We start from the raw sequence: 22,106 nt of genomic DNA, 5'->3' as shown, positions 1-22,106 counted from the left end.
ACATCCATGCTCGTTCAGTTCAAACAGCCGAGGGTTGACTGGAGGCCTCGGCGTCGGCTTCGGCGAAGGCTTCGCGGGCAAGCCGGAAACTGTCTACGGCAGCGGGGACGCCGCAATAAATGCCGACCTGAAGCAGAATTTCGCGTATTTGCTCACGACTCAGTCCGTTACGCAAGGCGCCGCGCACATGCAGCTTGAGTTCGTGCGGACGATTGAGCGCCGAGATCATCGCCAGGTTGATCATGCTGCGCTCCTTGAGCGACAAACCCTCGCGGCCCCAGACATGGCCCCAGCAATATTCCGTGACCATTTCCTGCAGCGGCCGGGTGAAATCGTCGGCGTTCTCGATGGCGCGGTTGACGTAGTCCTGGCCCAGTACCTGGGTGCGGATCTTCAGGCCTTGCTGGTATTTTTCGTTGCTCATACGAATCCCTGAAAATAGTGATGGACCTGTGGGAGCGAGCCTGCTCGCGAAAGCGCTGTGTCAGACGCGTCATCGCCAGCTGATCCACCGCCTTCGCGAGCAGGCTCGCTCCCACAAGGGGATATGTGCAGCCTTCAAGCGAGCACGGGCAGCGGGCCCAGCTTGCCTTTGTGGTAGATCATCGGCGTGACCGGTTGCGCGGGCAGGATCAGGTTCTTCACCGCGCCGACGATGATCGCGTGATCGCCACCGTCGTATTCGCGCCACAGCTCGCACTCGATGATTGCCGTGGCTTTACCCAGCAACGGATTACCCAAATCGCTCAGGTGCCAGTCGATGCCTTTGGCCTTGTCCTTGCCTTTGCCGGCGAAGGCGTAGGCTTCGGCGGTCTGGTCGGCGGACAGCAAGTGGATCGCGAACTGCTTGCTGTCGCGCAGGATCGGGTAGGTATCGGAGGCATAGTTGGGGCAGAACAGCACCAGCGCCGGGTCGATGGACAAGGCGCTGAAAGCGCTGGCGGTAATGCCGACGATATTGCCCTCCGGGTCCAGGGTGGTAACCACCGTGACGCCGGACGGGAACGAGCTCATGACTTCTTTGTAGATGCCGGGTTCGATCATTTCTCAGGACTCCTAGCGCATCACGAACGGGTCAGGCATGGGCGCCTGGGAAAGGTTGATCCACACCGTTTTCAGCTCGGTATAGGCCAGCACTGAATCGATGCCGCTTTCGCGTCCGTAGCCACTGTTCTTGAACCCGCCGATCGGCGCCATGGCCGAGACCGCGCGGTAGGTGTTGACCCAGATGATCCCGGATCGCACGTCCCGGGCCAGGCGATGGGCGCGGCCCAGGTCACGGGTCCAGATGCCGGCGGCGAGGCCGAACTGCGAGTCGTTGGCGATCGCCAGGGCTTCGGCTTCGTCCTTGAAACGAATGACCGACGCCACCGGGCCGAAGACTTCTTCCTGCATGATTTTCATCGAATTGCGATCGCACTCGAACAGGGTCGGCTCGTAGAACCAGCCGTCTCCCAGGTTCGGCGGGCGCTTGCCGCCCAGGCGCAGGCGCGCGCCTTCGGCAATCGCGTCGGCCACCAGGCCCTCGACTACGGCCAGTTGCTGTGCGGTGGCCATGGGGCCCATTTCGCTGGCGTCCTCCTGAGGGTTGCCGATGCGAATGCGCTGGGCGCGCTCCACCAGTCGCGAGACAAACTCGTCGTAGATTTCGTCCTGTACCAGCAACCGCGATCCGGACACGCAGCTCTGGCCGGAGGCGGCGTAGATGCCGGCAATCGCACCGTTGATGGCGCTGTCGAGGTCGGCGTCGGCAAAGATGATGTTGGGCGACTTGCCGCCCAGCTCCAATGACAGCTTGGCGAAGTTCTCGGCGCTGCTGCGCACCACATGCCGGGCCGTGGCCGCGCCGCCGGTGAAGGCGATCTTGCGTACCAGCGGATGGCGGGTGAGGGCGGCGCCGGTGCTCGGGCCGTAGCCGGTGATGACGTTGACCACGCCCGGCGGGATTCCGGCTTCAAGGGCCAGGCGAGCGAGCTCCAGGATCGTCGCCGAGGCGTGCTCGGACGGCTTGATCACGATGGTGTTGCCGGCCGCCAGCGCCGGGGCGAGCTTGATGGCGGTCAGGTACAGCGGGCTGTTCCAGGGGATGATCGCGGCGACCACACCCATGGCTTCGTGCACGGTGTAGGCGAACAGGTCCGGCTTGTCGAGGGGCAGGGTGCCGCCTTCGAGCTTGTCGGCGAGGCCTGCGGTGTAGTGGAAAAACTCCGGCAGATAGCCGACCTGGCCACGGGTTTCACGGATCAGCTTGCCGTTGTCGCGGCTTTCGAGCTGGGCCAGCTTTTCCTTGTTTTCGGCGATCAGGTCACCGAGACGGCGCAGCAGTTTGCCCCGAGCAGTGGCGGTCAGTCCGCGCCAGGCCGGGCTGTCAAAAGCTGTTTGTGCGGCTTGTACGGCGCGATCGACATCGGCTTCGTCGGCATCGGGCAGCTCGGCCCAGGGCTCGGCCAGCGCCGGGTTCAGGCTCTCGAAGGTCTTGCCGGACAGCGCATCGACCCATTCACCGCCGATGCACATCGAAAAGCGTGCGAGTGTCATGCAACGATCCCCTTTATTGGATTTTGTCGGGTGTTGGCCGTGTCGAGGAATTCCAGCAGCAACTGGTTGACCAGGCGCGGCGACTCTACCGGCATCATATGCCGTTGCTCGGCGAGCACGGCAACCGTGGCGCCGGGAATCCGCTCGGCCAGTTGCCGGGCCATTTCCGGGGTCGAGCCGGGGTCCAGTTCGCCGGTGGCAATCAACGTCGGCACCTGGATGCTGCCCAGGTCGTCGGCGCGGTACATGTCCTGGGTGGCGAACAGCTCATAGGTGGTCAGGTAACCCTGGGGATCGTTCTGCGCCAGGGTCTGGCGCAGCGCGGCGATCTGCGCCGGATTGGCCGCCTGGTATTCGCGGCTGAACCAGCGCGACAGCGCGGCTTCGGCGTTCGCGTCCGGGCCATGCTCGGCGGCCTGGGCGGTGCGGGCGATGACCCCCGCGCGTTGTTCGGCGCTGCGGTTGAACACGCTGTTGAGCACCACCAGGCCTTGCAGGCGTTGCGGATAGTGCAAGGCGAAGGCGCGTGCCACCAGGCCACCCATGGAAAAGCCGATCACGCTGGCCTGGGGCAGTTGCAAGTGGTCCAGCAACTCCAACAGCTGATCGGCGTACCCGAGCAGTCCGGTGCCAGTGGCAGGGCGCGGGCTGGCGCCATGGCCGAGCATGTCGTAGGCGATGACGCGATACTTCGTGGCCAGGCCAACGACCTGGCCGCCCCACATTTCTTTGTTCAGGCCCACGCCGTGGATCAGGACCACGGGCTGGCCTTGGCCGGTCGCCAGGTAACTGGTGCCGGCCGGGGTGAGTTCAGCGGTGAGCCGAATCATGGAGCGCTCCTGCATGCCTTTTTTATTGTGGTTGCCCCGGCGGGTTCACTGGGCCTTTTCGGCGGCCAGCTCTTCCAGGTCGATGTAACGATTGCCGATGCGTGGATGCAGGCGACCGCCATCGGCGCAGCCCAGCACCACGACGATTTCGTCGGCGCGCGGTGCGTCTTCGATCTGCATTTCCAGGGTGATGTAGTGCGAGCGCAGGCCTTCGTCGTCCTTGTGCATCATCGGGATCTGGATCGAGGTGCCGGGGCCGCCGCGCTTGTTGGTGAAGCTCAGGTAGCTCTTGGCCTTGACCGCTTCGCGGTAGTGGTTGCCGAAGCGCAGGGTATGGATCACGGCGGAGGCGTGCTCGATCTCGCCATCGGCGCCGACGACCGCGGCCTTGCCATAGGCTTCGATCTTTTGCGCACCGCCAATGATGCCCACCAGGCGCTCGACCATCAGCGCGCCGAGATCGGAGCAATTGGCGCGGATTTCCGGTTTCAGGTCTTCGACAAAACCACGGCCCAGCCAAGGGTTCTTCATGACCACCGCCAGCCCGACCATGGTCACCGGCTTGTCGGTAGCCTTGCCACCTTCGATGAAGGTTTCTTCGACATAGCTGACGATCTTGCGAATTTCGAAACTCATGAGCTGCTCCGTGGGGGAAGTGTCTGTGCGTATGATGGTATACCATAATACTGTTGGTGCAAGTGGCGACTTAGGATTTGTGCGAGGGGAGGCGACGGAAGGCTGGGGGCGGGCAGGAGGTCTTGAGGATGCCAGGGAACCCCGTGGCGAGGGAGCTTGCTCCCGCTCGGCGACGCAGTCGCAGCAAAGGAGTCCACTGGGTGTAACAGGTGAAATGGTTGCCGATGATGGGGCCGCTTCGCGCCCCAGCGGGAGCAAGCTCCCTCGCCACGATGTGCTTTCCCGCGAAATCTCGGCGCTTGAGCTATCGTTGGGTAAACCCGGCCATTTTTTGCCGGTGGGTATAAATTTCCCCTTTTCAGGGCATCCGGGGCCAACTTCCCGCCCGACTGCACCGATTCGACCCGTTTGTGGCATCGACGCCGGGCATTGAAATAAACGTTTCAGCCTGCAAACCGATTTTTGCCGTCAAATAGAAAAGAAATTTCGCTTTTTCAGCGTTGCGCGCCGTTTTTTCCAGCATTGTGTGGATGCCCCCGCGCTTAGGCACAGCGTTTGCTACGGCTCAAAGACGCAAGAACCAAGAGGTGCTCCAAGGAACAGGCTCATCAAACAAGGCAAGGCCAGACTGGTGAAATGACGAAGTCATAAGAAATGCCGTGTACGACACGGCTGGGAGTTGGCTATGCCCCACGCTTTTTTCAATGAAATGTACGACGCACAGGGTGACTGCCGCCCGCATTACCAAGCCTTCTCGCGCTGGCTGGCGGATACGCCGCTGGAGCTGTTGGAACAACGCCGCCGCGAAGCCGACCTGCTGTTTCATCGCGCGGGCATCACGTTCACCCTCTACGGCGACGAGCAGGGCACCGAGCGCCTGATCCCCTTCGACATCATCCCCCGCAGCATCAAGGCCAGCGAATGGCAGACGGTCGAGCGTGGCTGCATCCAGCGGGTCCAGGCCCTGAACATGTTCCTGGCCGATATCTACCACGGGCAACGCATCCTCAAGGAAGGCATCATCCCGGCCGAGCAAGTGCTGGCTAACGAGGGCTACCAGATCGCAATGCAGGGACTGGACCTGCACCGTGGCATCTACGCGCACATTGCCGGTGTCGACCTGGTTCGCGACGGCGACGGCAGCTACTACGTGCTGGAAGACAACCTGCGCACGCCCAGCGGCGTGAGCTACATGCTCGAAGACCGCAAGATGATGATGCGCCTGTTCCCAGAATTGTTCGCCGCCCAGCGCGTGGCGCCCATCGACCACTATCCGAATCTGCTGCTCGATACCCTCAAGAGCTCAAGTCCACTCGACAACCCTACCGCCGTGGTGCTGACCCCGGGGCGTTTCAACAGTGCCTATTTCGAACATGCGTTCCTGGCCCGGGAAATGGGCGTGGAGCTGGTGGAGGGCGCCGACCTGTTCGTGCGTGACGACCACGTTTATATGCGCACCACCGCCGGCCCCCAGCAGGTGGATGTGATTTACCGTCGCCTTGACGACGCCTATCTCGATCCGCTGTCGTTCAATCCCGATTCGATGCTCGGCGTGCCCGGGCTGGTCGCGGTCTATCGTTCCGGCAACGTGGTGCTGGCAAACGCCGTCGGCACTGGCGTGGCGGACGACAAGTCGATCTACCCCTATGTCGACGAGATGATCCGCTTCTACCTCACCGAAGAACCGATCCTGAAGAACGTGCCCACCTGGCAGTGCCGCAAACCCCAGGACCTGTCCCATGTGCTGGCGAACCTGCCCGACCTGGTGGTCAAGGAAACCCAGGGTTCCGGCGGCTACGGCATGCTGGTGGGGCCGGCCGCCACCGCAGCGGAAATCGAGGATTTTCGTGCCCGTCTCAAGGCCCGGCCGGAGGCCTACATCGCCCAGCCGACCTTGAGCCTGTCCACGTGCCCGACTTTTGTCGAAAGCGGCATCGCCCCGCGCCACATCGACCTGCGTCCCTTCGTGCTGTCCGGCAAGGAAACCCGCCTGGTACCGGGCGGCCTGACCCGCGTGGCGCTGCGCGAAGGCTCGCTGGTGGTGAACTCGTCCCAGGGTGGCGGCACCAAGGACACTTGGGTAGTGGAGGACTAAGACATGCTTTCAAGAACCGCTTCGGACCTCTATTGGATGTCCCGCTACCTGGAGCGCGCCGAGAACCTGGCGCGCATGCTCGAAGTCAGTTATTCGCTGTCGCTGATGCCCCAGGCCGGGCGCAGCGACGGGCATGCCGAGCTGGCGATGTCGCTGCTGGCGGCCGGTACGCTGGACGATTACAACGCCCGTTATGACGCGCTCAACAGCGAGCGCATGCTGCATTTCTTTGCTCTGGATGAAGCCAACCCCGGCAGTATCTATAGCTGCCTGCGTGCCGCGCGCACCAATGCCCACGCCGTGCGCGGACGCATCACCGCCGACATGTGGGAAAACATCAACGCCACCTGGCTGGAGATGCGCAACATCGCCAGTAACGGCCTGGGCCGCTACGGCATCAGCCATTTCTGCGAATGGGTCAAGGAGCGTTCGCACCTGTTCCGCGGCGCGACGTCGGGCACGATCATGCGCAACGACGCCTACAGTTTCATTCGCCTGGGAACCTTCATCGAGCGCGCGGACAACACCTTGCGCCTGCTGGACGCGCGCTACGAGATGTTCGGCGAGGAGTCGGAGGAGGTCAGCGACAACTCGGCGCGCGGCTATTACCAATGGAGTGCCTTGTTGCGGGCGCTGTCTTCGTTCGAGGCGTTCAACGAGATCTACCGTAACGCACCCAACGCCGAGCAGGTCTCGGAGATGTTGCTGCTGCGGGCCGACGTGCCGCGCTCGCTGCATGCGTGCATCGAAGAACTGGACCATATCCTCGCCAGCCTGCCTGGCAACAACGGTCGTCCGGCCCAGCGCCTGGCCGCGGAATTGAATGCGCGCCTGCGTTATTCCGGCATCGACGAGATCCTCGCGTCGGGCCTGCATCAATGGCTGACCGAACTCATCGGCCAGATCCGCCACCTGGGCCAGACCGTCCACGATGCCTACCTGGAGGTGGTATGAAATTGTCCATTCGCCACGACACGACCTACAGCTATGCCGACGAAGTCTGCACCAGCATCCAGTTCCTGCGCCTGACGCCCAAGGACAGCCCGCGCCAGCGCATTCTGCAATGGCACCTGGAGTTGCCACGCCTGGTGCGCAGCCAGCTCGATCCTTACGGCAACATCCTGCATGTCATGACCATGGACGAGCCGCATGGGGCTCTGGTACTGACCGCTTACGGTGAAGTACAGATCGACCAGACCGTCGAGATGGAGCCTGACAGCCAATCACCGCTGCCGTTCCTGCGCACCAGCCGTCTCAGCCAGGCCGATGAGAGCCTCAGCGCTTTCGCCGTGGCCCGGTGCGGGGCACGGCGTGACCGTTCGGCGCTGGCCGACTTGATGAATGGCCTTGCCGATCGCATGGCCTACCTTCCGGGCACCACTGCGGTCAGCAGCACGGCGGCCGAGGCGTTTGCCGGCGGTGCCGGCGTCTGCCAGGACCACGCCCATGCGTTCGTGGCGTGTGCCCGCAGCCTCGGCGTGCCGGCGCGGTATGTGTCCGGCTACCTGTGCACCGAAGACGAAAACCACCTGGCGAGCCATGCCTGGGCTGAAGCCTGGCTGGGGGATGGCTGGTACAGTTTCGACGTAACCAATCGCCTGACCCGTCCCGATCGCCACCTGAAACTGGCGATCGGCCTGGACTATCTCGACGCCTGCCCGGTGCGCGGCATGCGCCGGGGCGGCGGGGCGGAGCAGATGCACGCGCGGGTGCAGGTGAGCTCAATGGTGCAGGTGCAGCATCAGTAATTGATCCAATAAAGCCTGAGGCCCCTTCGCGAGCAGGCTCGCTCCCACGGGTTCACGGAGTCACGTACTCCGCAGCCGTCCCAAAACCGTGGCGAGGGAGCTTGCTCCCGCTGGGCTGCGCAGCAGCCCTGAAACCAAGCACCTCGGTGCATCAGGCAGAACGCATTCGACGATTTGGGGTTGCTGCGCAACCCAGCGGGAGCAAGCTCCCTCGCCACAAAAGCTGTGCTGGTGGGGCAATTGAGGCTGGGGAGCAGGATCCTTGGTGCCTTCGGTCCATTGTGGGAGCGAGCCTGCTCGCGAAGGCGGCTGCACGGTTCTTTTGCGTACGCAGCCGTGCGAACCTGTCATCATCGCGCTTCGCAACACCCCCTTATAAAGGAACAGCGCCATGGACGATGTACAGCAATTGGGCGAGATGCTCCGTCACTACGCCGACAGCGAAGCGCACAAGAAGCAGCAGCACCAGGCTCACTCGGCGGTATGGGCTGAGCGGATCGAGGCGTTGTACGGGCAGATCGAGCAATGGTTGGCACCGGTCCTGGCGCCGAACCTGCTGGAGTTGAGCCGTGGCGCGTATGTCGCCCATGGGCCGAGTGTTCCTGCCGAGACGTCGACTTTCAAGACGGAAAAACTGACCTTGTCCATTACCGGTAAACCGGTTGAGTTTGTGCCGGATGTGATGGGCGCGGGCGGGTTGATTTCCTTGTCCATCATCGGCCTGACCGCCACTCGCCACGGCAGCATTTCCCTGGTTTGCCAGCCGCCATCAACGCAGTGGCAATGGCGCAGGACCAACGGGTTGAAGGATCCGGACACCTACGTCTTCGATGCAAATTTCCTCGCTCAGCAGTTGCAGAGTCTTATACCGCGCGAGCGAAGCTGAATACGCTTGGCCGGGCAAAACCCCGCGCATTGGCTATACCTGTAGTTCCGCCCCCCGTCGGGTGTGGCTTACAGGAGTAACAGCATGAAGTTCGCCTCCATGATCGGCACCGTTTGCATTGCCTCGCTCGCGCTCGCTGGCTGCTCCAGCAAAGTCACCCAGCCGGACGAGTATTCCGGATTCCTGGGGGACTACAGCCGGCTCAAGGAAGAAAAATCGCCGTCGGGGGCCGAGGTGATGCGCTGGGTCGATCCGAAGATCGATCTGGCGAAGTACTCCCGCATCTATATCGAACCGACCCAGCTGTACCCCAAGCCGCAAGCGACGGTGAAGATCCCGTCGGCAACGTTGGCCGGCATCACCAGCTACTACGACCAGGCGCTCAAGCGTGAAGCTGGCAAGTCCCTGCCGCTGGCGACCAGCCCTGGCCCGGGTGTCCTGGTGGTGCGGGCGGCGATCACCGCGGTCAGCAGCAAGACCGAGGGCCTGAAACCCTACGAAGTGATTCCGATCGCCCTGGTGGCCGCCGCGGTCAGTACCGCCAGCGGCATTCGTGACCAGGAAACCACCCTGGGCACCGAAGCGGTGTTTCTCGACGGTGGCAATAATGCGGTAATCGCCCAGGTGGTGCGCAAGGGCACGGGTAAACCGTTGTCGAACGAGTCCCAGGTCATGAAGCCCGATGATGTCAAAGGGGTCATCGATGGCTGGGCGGCGGATCTGCATCAGTCATATTTGCAGCTCAAGGCTAAATAGCAGGCCCGGTCACTCGTGACTTTTTGTGTGCAGGCATAGGTCGGAGCACCATTTCATGGTTAACTCCGGCCTCACCATTTTCAAACCTGTCAGAAGGAATCCGTTCATGGCTCAAGTCACTCTCAAAGGCAACCCTGTCCAAGTCAACGGCCAGTTGCCCCAAGCCGGTTCCAAGGCGCCAGCCTTTTCCCTGGTTGCCGGCAATCTGTCGGACGTTTCCCTGAAGGATTTCGCCGGCAAGCGCAAAGTGCTGAATATTTTCCCAAGCGTCGACACGCCGACCTGCGCCACTTCCGTGCGCAAGTTCAACGCCCAGGCCAACGATCTGAACAACACCGTAGTGCTGTGCATCTCCGCCGACCTGCCGTTCGCCCAGGCCCGTTTCTGTGGTGCCGAAGGCCTGGAAAACGTGCAGAACCTGTCGACCCTGCGCGGTGCCGAGTTCATTGAGAACTACGGCGTTGCGATTGCCGACGGCCCGCTCAAAGGCCTGACCGCCCGTGCCGTGGTGGTGCTGGATGAAAACGACATCGTGCTGCACAGCGAGCTGGTCAAGGAAATCGCTGAAGAGCCGAACTACGACGCTGCACTCGCTGCTTTGAAATAACTGCTCTGAAATAAAGTATTTATTACAATTGTTAACGGCCTGGCCTGACCAGGCCGTTTTCATTTGTGTTTCAAGGCTTTAGCTAACCGGGCGGAATGTAAGCCCAAGGTAAATTGCCGGTAAAGGCGCTTTGCTAAATATCCGCCAGTGCTTATCGTTCAGCCTCCTGTAAAAGAAGCTCACGCGCCCAATGGTTGACCACTCCATGCAATCCTCTGTTTCCCGCAAATCCCGTCGCTGGCTGTTCGGCCTGTTTGTCGTACTGGTCATCGCGCTGCTGGCCTGGAAGTTCTGGCCCGCCAGTACCGACCCGAAAAACGGCGCAGAGCAGAAAGCCGCGGCTGGACACGCGGGGCGCTCGGGTGGCATGCGGCCAGGGTTTGGCGGGGCTACGGGGCCGATTCCGGTTCGGGTGGCGCCAGCGGTCACCGGGGATTTTCCCCTGTATTACAAGGCGCTGGGCACGGTCACCGCGCTCAATACGATCAACGTTCGCAGCCGGGTCGGCGGCGAGTTGGTGAAGATCGCCTTTGAAGAAGGGCAGATGGTCAAGGCCGGCGACCTGCTGGCGGAAATCGACCCACGTCCTTACCAGAATGCCTTGCTCCAGGCCGAAGGCACGCTGCTGCAAAACCAGGCCCAACTGAAAAATGCCCAGGTCGACCTGGAGCGCTATCGCGGCCTGTACGCCGAAGACAGTATCGCCAAGCAGACCCTCGATACTGCCGCTGCGCTGGTGGGCCAGTACCAGGGGACGGTCAAGACCAACCAGGCGGCGGTCAACGACGCCAAGCTCAACCTGGAATTCACCAGGATCCGCGCGCCGATCAGCGGCCGCGTAGGTCTGCGTCAACTGGATATCGGCAACCTGGTAGCGGCCAACGACACCACGGCCCTGGCCGTCATCACCCAGACCCAGCCCATCAGCGTCGTGTTCACCCTGCCGGAAAACAACCTCGAAACCGTGCTCGCCCGCTATCGCAGCGGGGCGAAGCTGCCGGTCGAGGCCTGGGACCGTGGCGATGTGAAACTCCAGGCCAGCGGTGTTCTGCAAAGCCTGGACAACCAGATCGACGTCACCACCGGCACCTTGAAATTCAAGGCGCGCTACGAAAACCGCGACCAGTCGCTGTTTCCCAACCAGTTCGTCAACGTGCGCCTGCTGGCCGACACCCTCAAGGGCGTGGTCCTGGCGCCGACCGCAGCCATCCAGTTCGGCACCAACGGCACCTTCGTCTACGCCCTTGATGGCGACAAGAAAGTCACCATCAGGAAGCTCAAGATCGGTGCCAGCGATGGCGAAAAAACCATTGTCACCGAGGGCCTCGCCGCTGGCGACAGGGTGGTGCTCGAAGGCACCGACCGCTTGAAGGAGGGCAGCGAGGTGGAAGTGGTCAACGACAGCCAGGAGGTGCCGACCACGCCGACCGAACACCTGCAAGGCAAGACGGCCGCGGCCCCGACTGAGCCGACCGCGGCCGACAAGGCGAAAAAGGGCGGCGCATGAATCTTTCGCGGCTGTTCATCCTTCGCCCGGTCGCCACCACGTTGAGCATGCTGGCGATTGTCCTGGCCGGCCTGATTGCCTATCGGCTGCTGCCGGTGTCGGCACTGCCCCAGGTCGACTACCCGACCATCCGCGTGATGACGCTGTACCCGGGGGCCAGTCCCGACGTCATGACCAGCGCCGTGACCGCGCCCCTGGAGCGGCAGTTCGGGCAGATGCCGGGCCTCACCCAGATGGCTTCCACCAGTTCCGGCGGGGCGTCGGTGATTACCCTGCGTTTCAATCTGGACATCAACATGGATGTCGCTGAGCAGCAGGTGCAGGCCGCGATCAACGCCGCGACCAATCTGTTGCCCACCGATCTGCCGGCGCCGCCGGTGTACAACAAGGTCAACCCGGCGGACACCCCGGTGCTGACGCTGGCGATCACCTCCAAGACCATGCTGCTGCCCAAGCTCAATGACCTGGTGGACACGCGCATGGCGCAGAAGATCGCCCAGATCAGCGGCGTTGGCATGGTGACCATCGCCGGCGGCCAGCGCCAGGCCGTGCGGATCAAGGTCAACCCGGAGGCACTTGCGGCCGCCGGGCTGAACCTGGCCGATGTACGGACCCTGATCGGCGCTTCCAACGTCAACCAGCCCAAGGGCAACTTCGACGGCCCGACGCGGGTCTCGATGCTCGACGCCAACGATCAGCTGACCTCGCCCAAGGACTACGCCGAACTGATCCTGGCCTACGCCAACGGCGCGCCATTGCGGCTCAAGGACGTGGCACAGATCGTCGACGGCGCGGAGAACGAACGCCTCGCCGCCTGGGCCAACGAAAACCAGGCCGTGCTGCTGAACATCCAGCGCCAGCCCGGGGCCAACGTCATCGAGGTGGTGGACCGGATCAAGGCGCTGCTGCCGAGCATCACCGATAACCTGCCGGCCGGCCTCGACGTGACCGTGCTGACCGACCGCACCCAGACCATCCGCGCCTCCGTCACCGATGTGCAGCACGAATTGCTGATCGCGATTGCCCTGGTGGTGATGGTGACGTTCCTGTTCCTGCGGCGGGTCAGCGCCACGATCATTCCGTCGGTGGCCGTGCCGCTGTCGTTGATCGGTACATTCGGCGTGATGTACCTCGCCGGGTTTTCCGTCAACAACCTGACCCTGATGGCGCTAACCATCGCCACCGGTTTTGTGGTGGACGATGCCATCGTCATGCTGGAGAACATTGCGCGTTTCATCGAGGAGGGCGACAGCCCGATGCAAGCCGCGCTCAAGGGCGCCAGGCAGATCGGTTTCACGCTGATTTCCCTGACGCTGTCGTTGATCGCGGTGCTGATCCCGCTGTTGTTCATGGCGGACGTGGTCGGACGATTGTTCCGTGAGTTCGCCATCACCCTCGCGGTGGCGATCCTGATTTCTTTGGTGGTGTCCCTGACCCTGACGCCGATGATGTGCGCCCGCTTGCTCAAGCGCGAGCCCAAGGAAGAGCAGCAGGGCCGCTTCTACCGGGCCAGCGGTGCCTGGATCGACTGGTTGATCGCTGCCTATGGGCGCAAGTTGCAATGGGTGCTCAAGCATCAGCCGCTGACCCTGCTGGTGGCGGTGGGCAGCCTGGTGCTGACGGTGGTGTTGTACCTGGCCGTGCCCAAGGGCTTTTTCCCGGTGCAGGACACGGGCGTGATCCAGGGCATTTCCGAAGCGCCGCAGTCGATTTCCTTCGCCGCCATGAGCGAGCGCCAGCAGCAGTTGGCCAAGGTCATCCTCGCCGACCCGGCGGTGCAGAGCCTGTCCTCTTACATCGGTGTCGACGGCGACAACGCCACGCTCAACAGCGGACGCCTGCTGATCAACCTCAAGCCCCACAGCGAGCGGGACGACAGCGCCAGCGAGATCATCACCCGCCTGCAACCGCAGCTCGACCGGCTGGTGGGCATTCGCCTGTTCATGCAGCCGGTGCAGGACCTGACCATCGAAGACCGCGTCAGCCGCACCCAGTACCAGTTCAGCCTGTCATCGCCGGACGCCGAGTTGCTCAGCCTCTGGAGCGGCCGTCTGGTCGAGGCCCTGGCCCAACAGCCGGAACTGACCGATGTCGCCAGTGACCTGCAGGACAAGGGCTTGCAGGTCTACCTGGTCATCGATCGCGACGCCGCCTCACGCCTGGGCGTGTCGGTGTCGAACATCACCGATGCGCTGTACGACGCTTTCGGCCAGCGGCAAATCTCCACCATCTATACCCAGGCCAGCCAGTACCGTGTGGTGCTGCAGGCCCAGGCCGGGGAAAGGATCGGGCCGCAGGCGCTGGACCAGATCCACGTCAAGACCACCGACGGCGGCCAGGTCCGATTGTCGAGCCTGGCCCGTGTCGAAGAGCGTCAGGCGCAACTGGCAATCGCCCACATCGGCCAGTTCCCGGCGGTGATGATGTCGTTCAACCTGGCGCCGGGCGTGGCCCTCGGGCATGCGGTAGAGGTGATCGAAAAGGTCCAGCAGGACATCGGCATGCCAGTGGGCGTGCAGACCGAGTTCCAGGGCGCGGCGCAGGCGTTCCAGGCATCGTTGTCGAGCACTTTGCTGTTGATCCTGGCTGCGGTGGTGACCATGTACATCGTGCTGGGGGTCTTGTACGAAAGTTACATCCATCCGATCACCATCCTGTCCACCTTGCCCTCGGCGGCCATCGGCGCTTTGCTGGCGTTGATCCTCACCGGCAATGACCTGGGCATGATCGCGATCATTGGCATCATCCTGCTGATCGGCATCGTCAAGAAAAACGCGATCATGATGATCGACTTCGCCCTGGATGCCGAACGCAACCAGGGCCTGGATCCGCAGACGGCCATCTATCAGGCCGCGTTGCTGCGCTTCCGGCCAATCCTGATGACCACGCTGGCGGCGCTGTTTGGCGCGGTGCCCCTGATGCTCGCCACCGGCTCCGGCGCCGAGTTGCGCCAGCCGTTGGGCCTGGTGATGGTGGGTGGGTTGCTGGTGAGCCAGGTGTTGACCTTGTTCACCACTCCGGTGATCTACCTGTACTTCGATCGTCTGGGCCGTCGGTTTGCCCGGCCTGAGGAGAAAGAGGTGCGGGTATGACGTCCGGACTCCATGGGTGCTTTCCGTGGCGAGGGAGCTTGCTCCCGCTTGAGTGTGCAGCGCTCACAAAAGGGGCCGCTGCGCGACCCAGCGGGAGCAAGCTCCCTCGCCACAAGAGCCTGTTGGTTGAAAGCTGGAGCGGCGACCAGTGAACCTCTCCGGCCCCTTCATCCGCCGCCCCGTGGCGACCATGCTGCTGAGCTTCGCCATCATGCTGCTCGGCGGTGTGTGCTTTGGCTTGCTGCCGGTGTCGCCGCTGCCGCAGATGGATTTCCCGGTGATCGTGGTCCAGGCCAACCTGCCGGGGGCGAGTCCCGAGGTAATGGCTTCTACCGTGGCGACGCCGCTGGAGCGTTCCTTCGGCGCGATCGCCGGGGTCAACACCATGAGCAGTCGGTCCAGCCAGGGTTCGACCCGGGTGATCCTGCAATTCGACCTGGACCGCGACATCAACGGTGCGGCCCGGGAGGTGCAGGCGGCCATCAACGCCTCGCGCAACCTGCTGCCCAGCGGGATGCGCAGCATGCCGACCTACAAGAAGGTCAACCCGTCCCAGGCGCCGATCATGGTGCTGTCGCTGACCTCGGATGTGCTGGAGAAAGGCCAGCTCTACGACCTGGCCTCGACCATTCTGTCCCAGAGCCTGTCCCAGGTGTCGGGCGTGGGCGAGGTGCAGATCGGCGGCAGTTCGCTGCCGGCGGTGCGCATCGAACTGGAGCCGCAATTGCTCAATCAGTACGGCGTGGCGCTGGACGACGTGCGAACGGCGATTGCCAACAGCAACGTGCGCCGGCCCAAGGGCTCGGTCGAGGACGACCAGCGGATGTGGCAAGTCCAGGCCAACGACCAACTGGAAAAGGCCAAGGATTACGAAACACTGATCATCCGCTACCAGGATGGCTCGGTATTGCGGCTCAAGGACGTGGCCAAGGTCAGCGACGGCGTCGAGGACCGCTACAACAGCGGTTTCTTCAACGACGATGCCGCCGTGTTGCTGGTGATCAATCGCCAGGCCGGCGCCAACATCATAGAGACCGTCAACGAGATCAAGGCCCAGTTGCCGGCCTTGCAGGCCGTGTTGCCCGCCAGCGTCAAGCTGAACCTGGCGATGGATCGCTCGCCGGTGATCAAGGCGACCCTGCACGAAGCGGAAATGACCTTGCTGATCGCCGTCGCCCTGGTGGTACTGGTGGTGTTCCTGTTTCTCGGCAATTTCCGCGCTTCGCTGATCCCGACCCTGGCGGTGCCGGTGTCGCTGGTGGGCACGTTCGCGGTGATGTACCTGTACGGTTTCTCGCTGAACAATCTGTCGCTGATGGCGTTGATCCTCGCCACCGGGCTGGTGGTGGACGATGCCATCGTGGTGCTGGAAAACATCTCCCGGCACATCGATGAGGGCGTGCCGCCGCTGAAGGCCGCGTATATGGGGGCCGAGGAGGTGGGCTTCACGCTGCTGTCGATGAACGCCTCGCTGGTGGCGGTGTTCCTGTCGATCCTGTTCATGGGCGGGATCGTCGAGAGCCTGTTCCGTGAGTTTTCCATCACCCTGGCGGCGGCCATCGTCGTCTCGCTTATCGTGTCCCTCACGCTCACGCCGATGCTCTGTGCGCGCTGGCTCAAGCCTCACGTGCCAGGGCAGGAGAACCGCTTGCAGCGTTGGAGCCAGGGCGCCAACGAAAGAATGGTCCGTGGCTATGCGCGCACGCTGGACTGGGTACTGCGCCATCGACGCCTGACCTTGCTCAGCCTGCTGGTGACCATTGGCGTGAACATCGCGTTGTATGTAGTGGTGCCGAAAACCTTCATGCCCCAGCAGGACACCGGCCAGTTGATCGGCTTCGTGCGCGGTGACGACGGGCTGTCGTTCAACGTGATGCAACCGAAGATGGAAATCTTCCGTCGCGCGGTGCTCAAGGACGAGGCCGTACAGAGCGTGGCCGGTTTTATCGGCGGCAACAACGGCACCAACAATGCCTTCATGCTGGTGCGCCTCAAGCCGATCAACGAGCGCCGCATTTCCGCGCAGAAAGTCATCGAGCGCCTGCGCAAGGAGATGCCCAAGGTGCCCGGCGGCCAGTTGATGCTGATGGCCGACCAGGACCTGCAATTTGGTGGCGGCCGCGAGCAGACCACCTCGCAATATTCCTACATCCTGCAGAGCGCCGACCTGGCGTCGCTGCGCGAGTGGTACCCCAAGGTCGTCGCGGCGTTCCGCGCCTTGCCGGAGCTTACCGCCATCGATGCCCGTGACGGTGGCGGGGCACAGCAGGTAACCCTGATTGTGGACCGCGACCAGGCCAAGCGCCTGGGCATCGACATGGACATGGTCACATCGGTATTGAACAACGCCTACAGCCAGCGGCAGATATCAACCATCTACGACAGCCTCAACCAGTATCAGGTAGTCATGGAGGTCAATCCCAAATACGCCCGGGACCCCAATACCCTCGAACAGGTCCAGGTGATTACCGCCGATGGCGCGCGGGTCCCGCTGTCCGCAATTGCCCATTACGAGAACAGCCTGGAAGACGACCGGGTCAGCCACGAAGGCCAGTTCGCTTCCGAGGGCATCTCCTTCGACATGGCCGAAGGCGTGACCGTGGAGCAGGGCACGGCCGCCATTGAACGGGCGATTGCCAAGCTGGGGATGCCCGAAGACGTCATCGCGAAAATGGCCGGGACCGCCGACGCTTTCGCCGCCACCCAGAAAAGCCAGCCGTTCATGGTGCTCGGGGCGCTGCTGGCGGTGTATCTGGTTCTGGGCGTGCTGTATGAAAGCTACATCCACCCGTTGACCATCCTGTCCACGTTGCCTTCGGCCGGCGTTGGCGCGTTGCTGTCGATCTACGTGCTGGGCAGCGAGTTCAGCCTGATCTCGCTGCTGGGTCTGTTCCTGCTGATTGGCGTGGTGAAGAAAAACGCGATCCTGATGATCGACCTCGCGCTGCAACTGGAGCGCGCCGGCCAGACGCCGTTGGAGTCGATCCGCAGCGCCTGCCTGTTGCGCTTGCGGCCGATCCTGATGACGACGGTGGCGGCGATCCTCGGTGCCTTGCCGCTGTTGCTCGGCGGTGCCGAAGGTTCGGAGATGCGCCAGCCGCTGGGCCTGACCATCATCGGCGGCCTGGTGTTCAGCCAGGTCCTGACGCTTTACACCACGCCGGTGGTTTACCTTTATCTCGATAACCTGCGCCACCGCTTCAACCGCTGGCGTGGGGTGCGCACCGATGCTGCCCTGGAAACTCCGCTATGACCGACCGTTCGCTTTTCAACCTTGCCGCACCGCTGGCAGCCGCCCGTGGCTCGCGGGTATTGAGCCTGGCGCTGTGCGTTGCGCTGCTCAGTGCTTGCGCGATCGGCCCGGATTACCAGCGCCCGGAGGCCGCTGCGCCGGTGCAGTACAAGGAAGCCCAAGGGTGGCGCCAGGCCAACCCCGGCGACGCCTTGGCCCGGGGCGCCTGGTGGGAGCTGTACAGCGACGCCCGGCTGAATGAGCTGGTGGCAAAGCTCAACGCATCCAACCAGACCGTGGCCCAGGCCGAAGCCCAGTATCGTCAGGCCCAGGCGTTGGCGCGCAGTGCGCGGGGAGCTTTTTTCCCAACGGTCGACCTTACCGTCGGCAAGAACCGCTCCAGCCAAGGCACCGGCAGCAGCAGTTCGAGCCTGAGCAGTTCTTCCAGCGGCATTCGCGACACCTACAGCGCCCAGGCCGGGGTGAGTTGGGAAGCGGATGTCTGGGGCAAGTTGCGCCGCACCCTGGAAGCCGATGAAGCCAGCGCGCAAGCCAGCTTTGCCGACCTGGCGGCGATGCGCCTGAGCCAGCAGTCCGAGCTGGTGCAGAACTACTTGCAGTTACGGGTCATCGACCAACAGAAGCGCTTGTTGCAGACCACGGTCGATAACTATCAGCGCTCATTAAAAATGACCGAAAACCAGTACCGCGCAGGGGTGTCGGGCAAGGACGCGGTGGCCCAGGCGCAGAACCAGCTCAAGACCACCCAGGGCGACTTGATCGACCTGATCTGGCAGCGGGCCCAGTTCGAAAATGCCATCGCCGTGCTGATCGGCCTGCCTCCGGCCGAATTCAGCCTGGCCGAAACCGAGGACGTCCCGGCGCTGCCGCAGGTCCCGGTGGCGGTGCCCTCGCAATTGCTCGAACGACGTCCGGACATCGCTTCGGCGGAACGCTCGGTGATGGCCGCCAACGCCAACATCGGCGTGGCGAAGGCGGCCTATTATCCGGACCTGACCCTGAGCCTGAGTGGCGGCTACAACAGCAGTACCTATGATAACTGGATAAGTGTGCCGAACCGCTTCTGGTCGGTCGGGCCACAGCTGGCGATGACGCTGTTCGACGGCGGCCAGCGCTCGGCGGAAGTCGACCGCAGCGTCGCGGCGTACGACCAGACCGTGGCGACCTATCGGCAGACCGTGCTCGACGGTTTTCGCGAAGTCGAGAACTACATGATCCAGCTCAAGGTGCTCGAAGACGAAGCCCGCGTGCGCCAGGAAGCCCTGGACGCCGCCCGCGAGTCCCTGCGCCTGACCCAGAACCAGTACCGGGCCGGCTTGATCGGCTATCTCGACGTGGTAACCGTCCAGGCCACCGCCCTGAGCAACGAACGCAGCATGCTGAGCCTGCAACAGAGCCGGTTGATCGCCAGCGTGCAACTGATCGCGGCGCTGGGCGGCGGGTGGGATGGGCAGTTGCAGGCGAGCGAACAGCCAGCAGCGGACTGATACCCAGCGCTATCCATGTGGGAGCGAGCTTGCTCGCGATGGCGGCAGCCCAGGCGACATCTCCTTGGCTGAACCACCGCTATCGCGAGCAAGCTCGCTCCCACAGTGGCTTTCGGCGAAGCCAGTCCCGCTTTTGGCCGATGCGCTGCCTACGTCCCTTGGCGATGGCTTGGTATAGTTCAGGCCTCTTTTCAACCGGTAAAGGATCACTGCCATGTCGCAATACCAAGCGTTCCACGTCGAACTTGCAGACAAAATCGCCCATGTGCAGATCAATCGCCCCGACAAGATCAATGCCATGAACGCCGCGTTCTGGAGCGAGATCATCGAGATCTTCCAGTGGATCGACGATACCGACGAAGTGCGGGTGGTGGTCCTGAGCGGTGCCGGCAAGCATTTTTCGTCGGGTATCGATCTGATGATGCTGGCCGGCGTGGCGAACGAACTGGGCAAGGACGTCGGTCGCAATGCCCGTGTGCTGCGGCGCAAGATCCTCGAACTGCAAGCCTCGTTCAACGCCGTGGACAATTGCCGCAAACCGGTTCTCGCGGCGATCCAGGGTTATTGCCTGGGCGGTGCCATCGACCTGATTTCTGCCTGCGACATGCGCTACGCGGCCGAGGATGCGCAATTCTCCATCAAGGAAATCGACATCGGCATGGCGGCCGATGTTGGCACATTGCAACGCTTGCCCCGGATCATCGGGGACGGCATGCTGCGTGAACTCGCTTATACGGGGCGCACCTTTGGTGCCGACGAAGCGCGCAGCATTGGTCTGGTCAATCGTGTCTACAGCGATACCGCCAGCCTGCTTGACGGAGTGATGGGCATCGCCCGGGAGATCGCCGCCAAGTCGCCGATCGCCATAGCCGGCACCAAGGAAATGATTGGCTACATGCGTGATCACGGCATCGACGACGGGCTGGAATACGTCGCCACGTGGAATGCCGCCATGTTGCAATCGAATGACCTGCGCGTGGCCATGGCCGCCCATATGAGCAAACAGAAACCCGAATTTCTGGATTGATCGATCATGATTTCACGCTGGACCACCGCAGTACTCGACACCGACCTCGCGGGCGGCTGGGCCGTGGCCCGCAGCCCGGAGGGCTTTCTCTACGACGACAACGGCGCACTGTTTCCCCGCGAGTGGCTCAAGCGCCAGGATGTGTCGATTCTCGCCGAGCACGGCATTGGCTATCTCGACGGCGAGCCGGTCTACCTGCTGGAACTGCATAGCTCGCTGGAGATTCCCGGCTGCAACTGGAAAGGCCTGCGGGCCTTCATGCTCGAGGACGACCACACGCTGTTCAAGGTGCTGGGTTATGCGGCGCAGATCGGCACCTGGGCTCGCGAACATCGCTTTTGTGGCAGTTGCGGCCAGCGCATGATACAGGTGCCGCGAGAGCGGGCGATGTACTGTGAGGCATGCGATCTGCGGCATTACCCGCGAATCTCGCCGAGCATGATCGTGCTGATTACCCGTGGCGATGAGGTCTTGCTGGCGCGTTCGCCGCGCTTTGTCACCGGTGTCTACAGCACCCTGGCCGGGTTTGCCGAGCCGGGCGAGTCGGCCGAGGATTGCCTGGTCCGGGAGGTACGCGAGGAGGTCAGCATCGAAGTGAAGAACATCCAATACGTGGGCAGCCAGTGCTGGCCGTTTCCCCATTCGATGATGCTGGGTTTTCATGCCGAGTATGCCGGCGGTGAGATCGTGCCTCAGGAAGACGAGATCGAGGACGCCCAATGGTTCAGCGTCCATGACCTGCCGCCGTTGCCGGCCTCGCGCTCCATCGCCCGCTACCTGATCGACCTGTATGTCGCCCGACGTCTAGGCCACGCTGAACCAGTGCTGCCAGGCTAGGCGCACGGTCAGGCCCAGCACCACGGTGATGAACACCGGGCGGATGAACTTCGCGCCGCCGCTGATGGCGGTGCGCGCGCCGAAGAACGCGCCGACCATCACCGACAGGCCCATGCTCAGGCCGATGATCCAATCCACCTGGCCCGAAAAGATGAACACCGACAGCGCCGCAATGTTACTGACGAAGTTCATGCTGCGGGCCACGCCGCTGGCCTTGACCAGGTCGATGGGGTAGAGCAGCAGGCTGCTGACGGTCCAGAACGCACCGGTGCCCGGGCCGGCCACGCCGTCGTAGAAACCCAAGGTGAAACCCTGGGATGACTGCCACGTCTTCTTGATCGGCGCATTGCTGTCCAGCGGCGCCTTGGGCGTGCCGCCGAACAACAGGTACAGGCCACAGGCAAAGACAATCACCGGCAGCATCTTGTTCAGCCACTCGGCGGGCAGGTAATGAGCAACGACGGCGCCGACCAAGGCACCGACCAGCGTGCCGACGAGGGCGTGGGTCCATTGCCGTGGGTGAAACAGCTTGCGCTTGTAAAAGGTAAAACTCGCCGTGGCTGAGCCAAAGGTCGAGCTGAGCTTGTTGGTGCCCAGCACCAGGTGCGGTGGCAGGCCGGCGGTCAATAGCGCCGGCGTGGTCAGCAGCCCGCCACCGCCGGCGATGGCGTCGATGAAGCCGGCGATGAACGCGACGACGGCAAGGATAGCGAGGGTGGAGAGGTCGACGCTGAGTTCAAAAGGCATGGAATGGGGCTTATTCGGCAGGGCGCAGAAAGACTGCGGGAAAGGCCGCTATGTTACCCA

General features: G+C 62.9%; 18 protein-coding genes. 12 read left to right on the top strand and 6 right to left on the bottom strand.

Features of this window, described 5'->3' with window-relative positions:
• Positions 1-19: 19 nt before the first annotated feature.
• From J3P91_RS16000 to J3P91_RS15980, 5 genes are all read right to left on the bottom strand, one after another.
• Positions 20-424 carry a carboxymuconolactone decarboxylase family protein gene (locus tag J3P91_RS16000; protein WP_305500549.1) on the bottom strand — a complete coding sequence of 135 codons (405 nt, stop codon included), beginning with the start codon at positions 422-424 and terminating at the stop codon, positions 20-22.
• A gap of 134 nt (positions 425-558) precedes the next feature.
• Complete coding sequence (locus J3P91_RS15995) at positions 559-1,044, bottom strand: flavin reductase family protein (protein ID WP_434573721.1); 486 nt, start codon at positions 1,042-1,044, stop codon at positions 559-561.
• Between the two features lie 12 nt (positions 1,045-1,056).
• Entirely contained in the window at positions 1,057-2,538 is a 1,482-nt protein-coding gene (locus tag J3P91_RS15990) for an aldehyde dehydrogenase (protein WP_434573723.1), read from the bottom strand.
• Positions 2,535-3,368 (bottom strand): alpha/beta fold hydrolase, encoded by an 834-nt coding sequence (locus J3P91_RS15985; protein WP_434573725.1) that lies wholly within the window; start codon positions 3,366-3,368, stop codon positions 2,535-2,537. The genes J3P91_RS15990 and J3P91_RS15985 overlap by 4 nt, the downstream gene beginning before the upstream one ends.
• Before the next feature lie 45 nt (positions 3,369-3,413).
• Positions 3,414-4,004, bottom strand: a complete 591-nt coding sequence (locus tag J3P91_RS15980; RefSeq protein WP_434573727.1) for an amino acid synthesis family protein — start codon at positions 4,002-4,004, stop codon at positions 3,414-3,416.
• A 685-nt stretch (positions 4,005-4,689) separates the two neighbouring features.
• Here J3P91_RS15980 and J3P91_RS15975 point away from each other — a divergent pair.
• From J3P91_RS15975 to nudC, 12 genes are all read left to right on the top strand, one after another.
• Complete coding sequence (locus tag J3P91_RS15975) at positions 4,690-6,099, top strand: circularly permuted type 2 ATP-grasp protein (RefSeq protein ID WP_305500557.1); 1,410 nt, start codon at positions 4,690-4,692, stop codon at positions 6,097-6,099.
• A gap of 3 nt (positions 6,100-6,102) precedes the next feature.
• A complete protein-coding gene (locus J3P91_RS15970) occupies positions 6,103-7,053 on the top strand; it encodes an alpha-E domain-containing protein (RefSeq protein ID WP_305500558.1) in 951 nt (316 codons plus the stop codon).
• On the top strand, positions 7,050-7,847 hold the full coding sequence (locus tag J3P91_RS15965) for a transglutaminase family protein (RefSeq protein ID WP_434601019.1): 798 nt from the start codon (positions 7,050-7,052) through the stop codon (positions 7,845-7,847). The genes J3P91_RS15970 and J3P91_RS15965 overlap by 4 nt, the downstream gene beginning before the upstream one ends.
• Before the next feature lie 391 nt (positions 7,848-8,238).
• Complete coding sequence (locus J3P91_RS15960) at positions 8,239-8,733, top strand: hypothetical protein (protein ID WP_434573732.1); 495 nt, start codon at positions 8,239-8,241, stop codon at positions 8,731-8,733.
• Between the two features lie 84 nt (positions 8,734-8,817).
• Positions 8,818-9,489: a DUF3313 domain-containing protein gene (locus J3P91_RS15955; protein ID WP_305500564.1), complete on the top strand. Its 672-nt coding sequence runs from the start codon at positions 8,818-8,820 to the stop codon at positions 9,487-9,489.
• A 106-nt stretch (positions 9,490-9,595) separates the two neighbouring features.
• Positions 9,596-10,096, top strand: coding sequence for a thiol peroxidase (gene tpx, locus J3P91_RS15950; protein WP_434601017.1), 501 nt, complete (start codon positions 9,596-9,598; stop codon positions 10,094-10,096).
• 190 nt (positions 10,097-10,286) lie between these two features.
• Positions 10,287-11,603 carry an MdtA/MuxA family multidrug efflux RND transporter periplasmic adaptor subunit gene (locus J3P91_RS15945; protein ID WP_434601016.1) on the top strand — a complete coding sequence of 439 codons (1,317 nt, stop codon included), beginning with the start codon at positions 10,287-10,289 and terminating at the stop codon, positions 11,601-11,603.
• The gene (locus tag J3P91_RS15940) at positions 11,600-14,695 is read left to right on the top strand and encodes an MdtB/MuxB family multidrug efflux RND transporter permease subunit (protein ID WP_434601015.1); all 3,096 of its coding nucleotides are present in this window, start codon (positions 11,600-11,602) and stop codon (positions 14,693-14,695) included. Before J3P91_RS15945 ends, J3P91_RS15940 begins: the two co-directional genes overlap by 4 nt.
• 148 nt (positions 14,696-14,843) lie before the next feature.
• On the top strand, positions 14,844-17,948 hold the full coding sequence (locus J3P91_RS15935; protein ID WP_434601014.1) for an efflux RND transporter permease subunit: 3,105 nt from the start codon (positions 14,844-14,846) through the stop codon (positions 17,946-17,948).
• The gene (locus J3P91_RS15930; protein ID WP_434601013.1) at positions 17,945-19,435 is read left to right on the top strand and encodes an efflux transporter outer membrane subunit; all 1,491 of its coding nucleotides are present in this window, start codon (positions 17,945-17,947) and stop codon (positions 19,433-19,435) included. Before J3P91_RS15935 ends, J3P91_RS15930 begins: the two co-directional genes overlap by 4 nt.
• Positions 19,436-19,649: 214 nt before the next feature.
• Positions 19,650-20,462 carry a crotonase/enoyl-CoA hydratase family protein gene (locus J3P91_RS15925; protein ID WP_434601012.1) on the top strand — a complete coding sequence of 271 codons (813 nt, stop codon included), beginning with the start codon at positions 19,650-19,652 and terminating at the stop codon, positions 20,460-20,462.
• 6 nt (positions 20,463-20,468) lie between these two features.
• On the top strand, positions 20,469-21,299 hold the full coding sequence (gene nudC / locus J3P91_RS15920; RefSeq protein WP_434601011.1) for an NAD(+) diphosphatase: 831 nt from the start codon (positions 20,469-20,471) through the stop codon (positions 21,297-21,299).
• Here the strand turns inward: nudC and J3P91_RS15915 are convergent.
• Positions 21,267-22,046, bottom strand: a complete 780-nt coding sequence (locus J3P91_RS15915; protein WP_305500574.1) for a TSUP family transporter — start codon at positions 22,044-22,046, stop codon at positions 21,267-21,269. The genes nudC and J3P91_RS15915 overlap by 33 nt on opposite strands.
• Positions 22,047-22,106 lie beyond the last annotated feature (60 nt).

Source organism: Pseudomonas sp. Z4-7 (assembly GCF_051131965.1).
Lineage (GTDB): Bacteria > Pseudomonadota > Gammaproteobacteria > Pseudomonadales > Pseudomonadaceae > Aquipseudomonas.
Note: the sequence above shows the minus strand (reverse complement) of the source record. Positions and strands in the feature narration are given on the sequence as shown.

What these genes read in the sequence shown, in the direction of transcription:
- J3P91_RS16000 (WP_305500549.1), bottom strand. Translation starts at nt 424, where the DNA reads ATGAGCAACGAAAAATACCAGCAAGGCCTGAAGATCCGCACCCAGGTA.
- J3P91_RS15995 (WP_434573721.1), bottom strand. Translation starts at nt 1,044, where the DNA reads ATGATCGAACCCGGCATCTACAAAGAAGTCATGAGCTCGTTCCCGTCC.
- J3P91_RS15990 (WP_434573723.1), bottom strand. Translation starts at nt 2,538, where the DNA reads ATGACACTCGCACGCTTTTCGATGTGCATCGGCGGTGAATGGGTCGAT.
- J3P91_RS15985 (WP_434573725.1), bottom strand. Translation starts at nt 3,368, where the DNA reads ATGATTCGGCTCACCGCTGAACTCACCCCGGCCGGCACCAGTTACCTG.
- J3P91_RS15980 (WP_434573727.1), bottom strand. Translation starts at nt 4,004, where the DNA reads ATGAGTTTCGAAATTCGCAAGATCGTCAGCTATGTCGAAGAAACCTTC.
- J3P91_RS15975 (WP_305500557.1), top strand. Translation starts at nt 4,690, where the DNA reads ATGCCCCACGCTTTTTTCAATGAAATGTACGACGCACAGGGTGACTGC.
- J3P91_RS15970 (WP_305500558.1), top strand. Translation starts at nt 6,103, where the DNA reads ATGCTTTCAAGAACCGCTTCGGACCTCTATTGGATGTCCCGCTACCTG.
- J3P91_RS15965 (WP_434601019.1), top strand. Translation starts at nt 7,050, where the DNA reads ATGAAATTGTCCATTCGCCACGACACGACCTACAGCTATGCCGACGAA.
- J3P91_RS15960 (WP_434573732.1), top strand. Translation starts at nt 8,239, where the DNA reads ATGGACGATGTACAGCAATTGGGCGAGATGCTCCGTCACTACGCCGAC.
- J3P91_RS15955 (WP_305500564.1), top strand. Translation starts at nt 8,818, where the DNA reads ATGAAGTTCGCCTCCATGATCGGCACCGTTTGCATTGCCTCGCTCGCG.
- tpx (WP_434601017.1), top strand. Translation starts at nt 9,596, where the DNA reads ATGGCTCAAGTCACTCTCAAAGGCAACCCTGTCCAAGTCAACGGCCAG.
- J3P91_RS15945 (WP_434601016.1), top strand. Translation starts at nt 10,287, where the DNA reads ATGGTTGACCACTCCATGCAATCCTCTGTTTCCCGCAAATCCCGTCGC.
- J3P91_RS15940 (WP_434601015.1), top strand. Translation starts at nt 11,600, where the DNA reads ATGAATCTTTCGCGGCTGTTCATCCTTCGCCCGGTCGCCACCACGTTG.
- J3P91_RS15930 (WP_434601013.1), top strand. Translation starts at nt 17,945, where the DNA reads ATGACCGACCGTTCGCTTTTCAACCTTGCCGCACCGCTGGCAGCCGCC.
- J3P91_RS15925 (WP_434601012.1), top strand. Translation starts at nt 19,650, where the DNA reads ATGTCGCAATACCAAGCGTTCCACGTCGAACTTGCAGACAAAATCGCC.
- nudC (WP_434601011.1), top strand. Translation starts at nt 20,469, where the DNA reads ATGATTTCACGCTGGACCACCGCAGTACTCGACACCGACCTCGCGGGC.
- J3P91_RS15915 (WP_305500574.1), bottom strand. Translation starts at nt 22,046, where the DNA reads ATGCCTTTTGAACTCAGCGTCGACCTCTCCACCCTCGCTATCCTTGCC.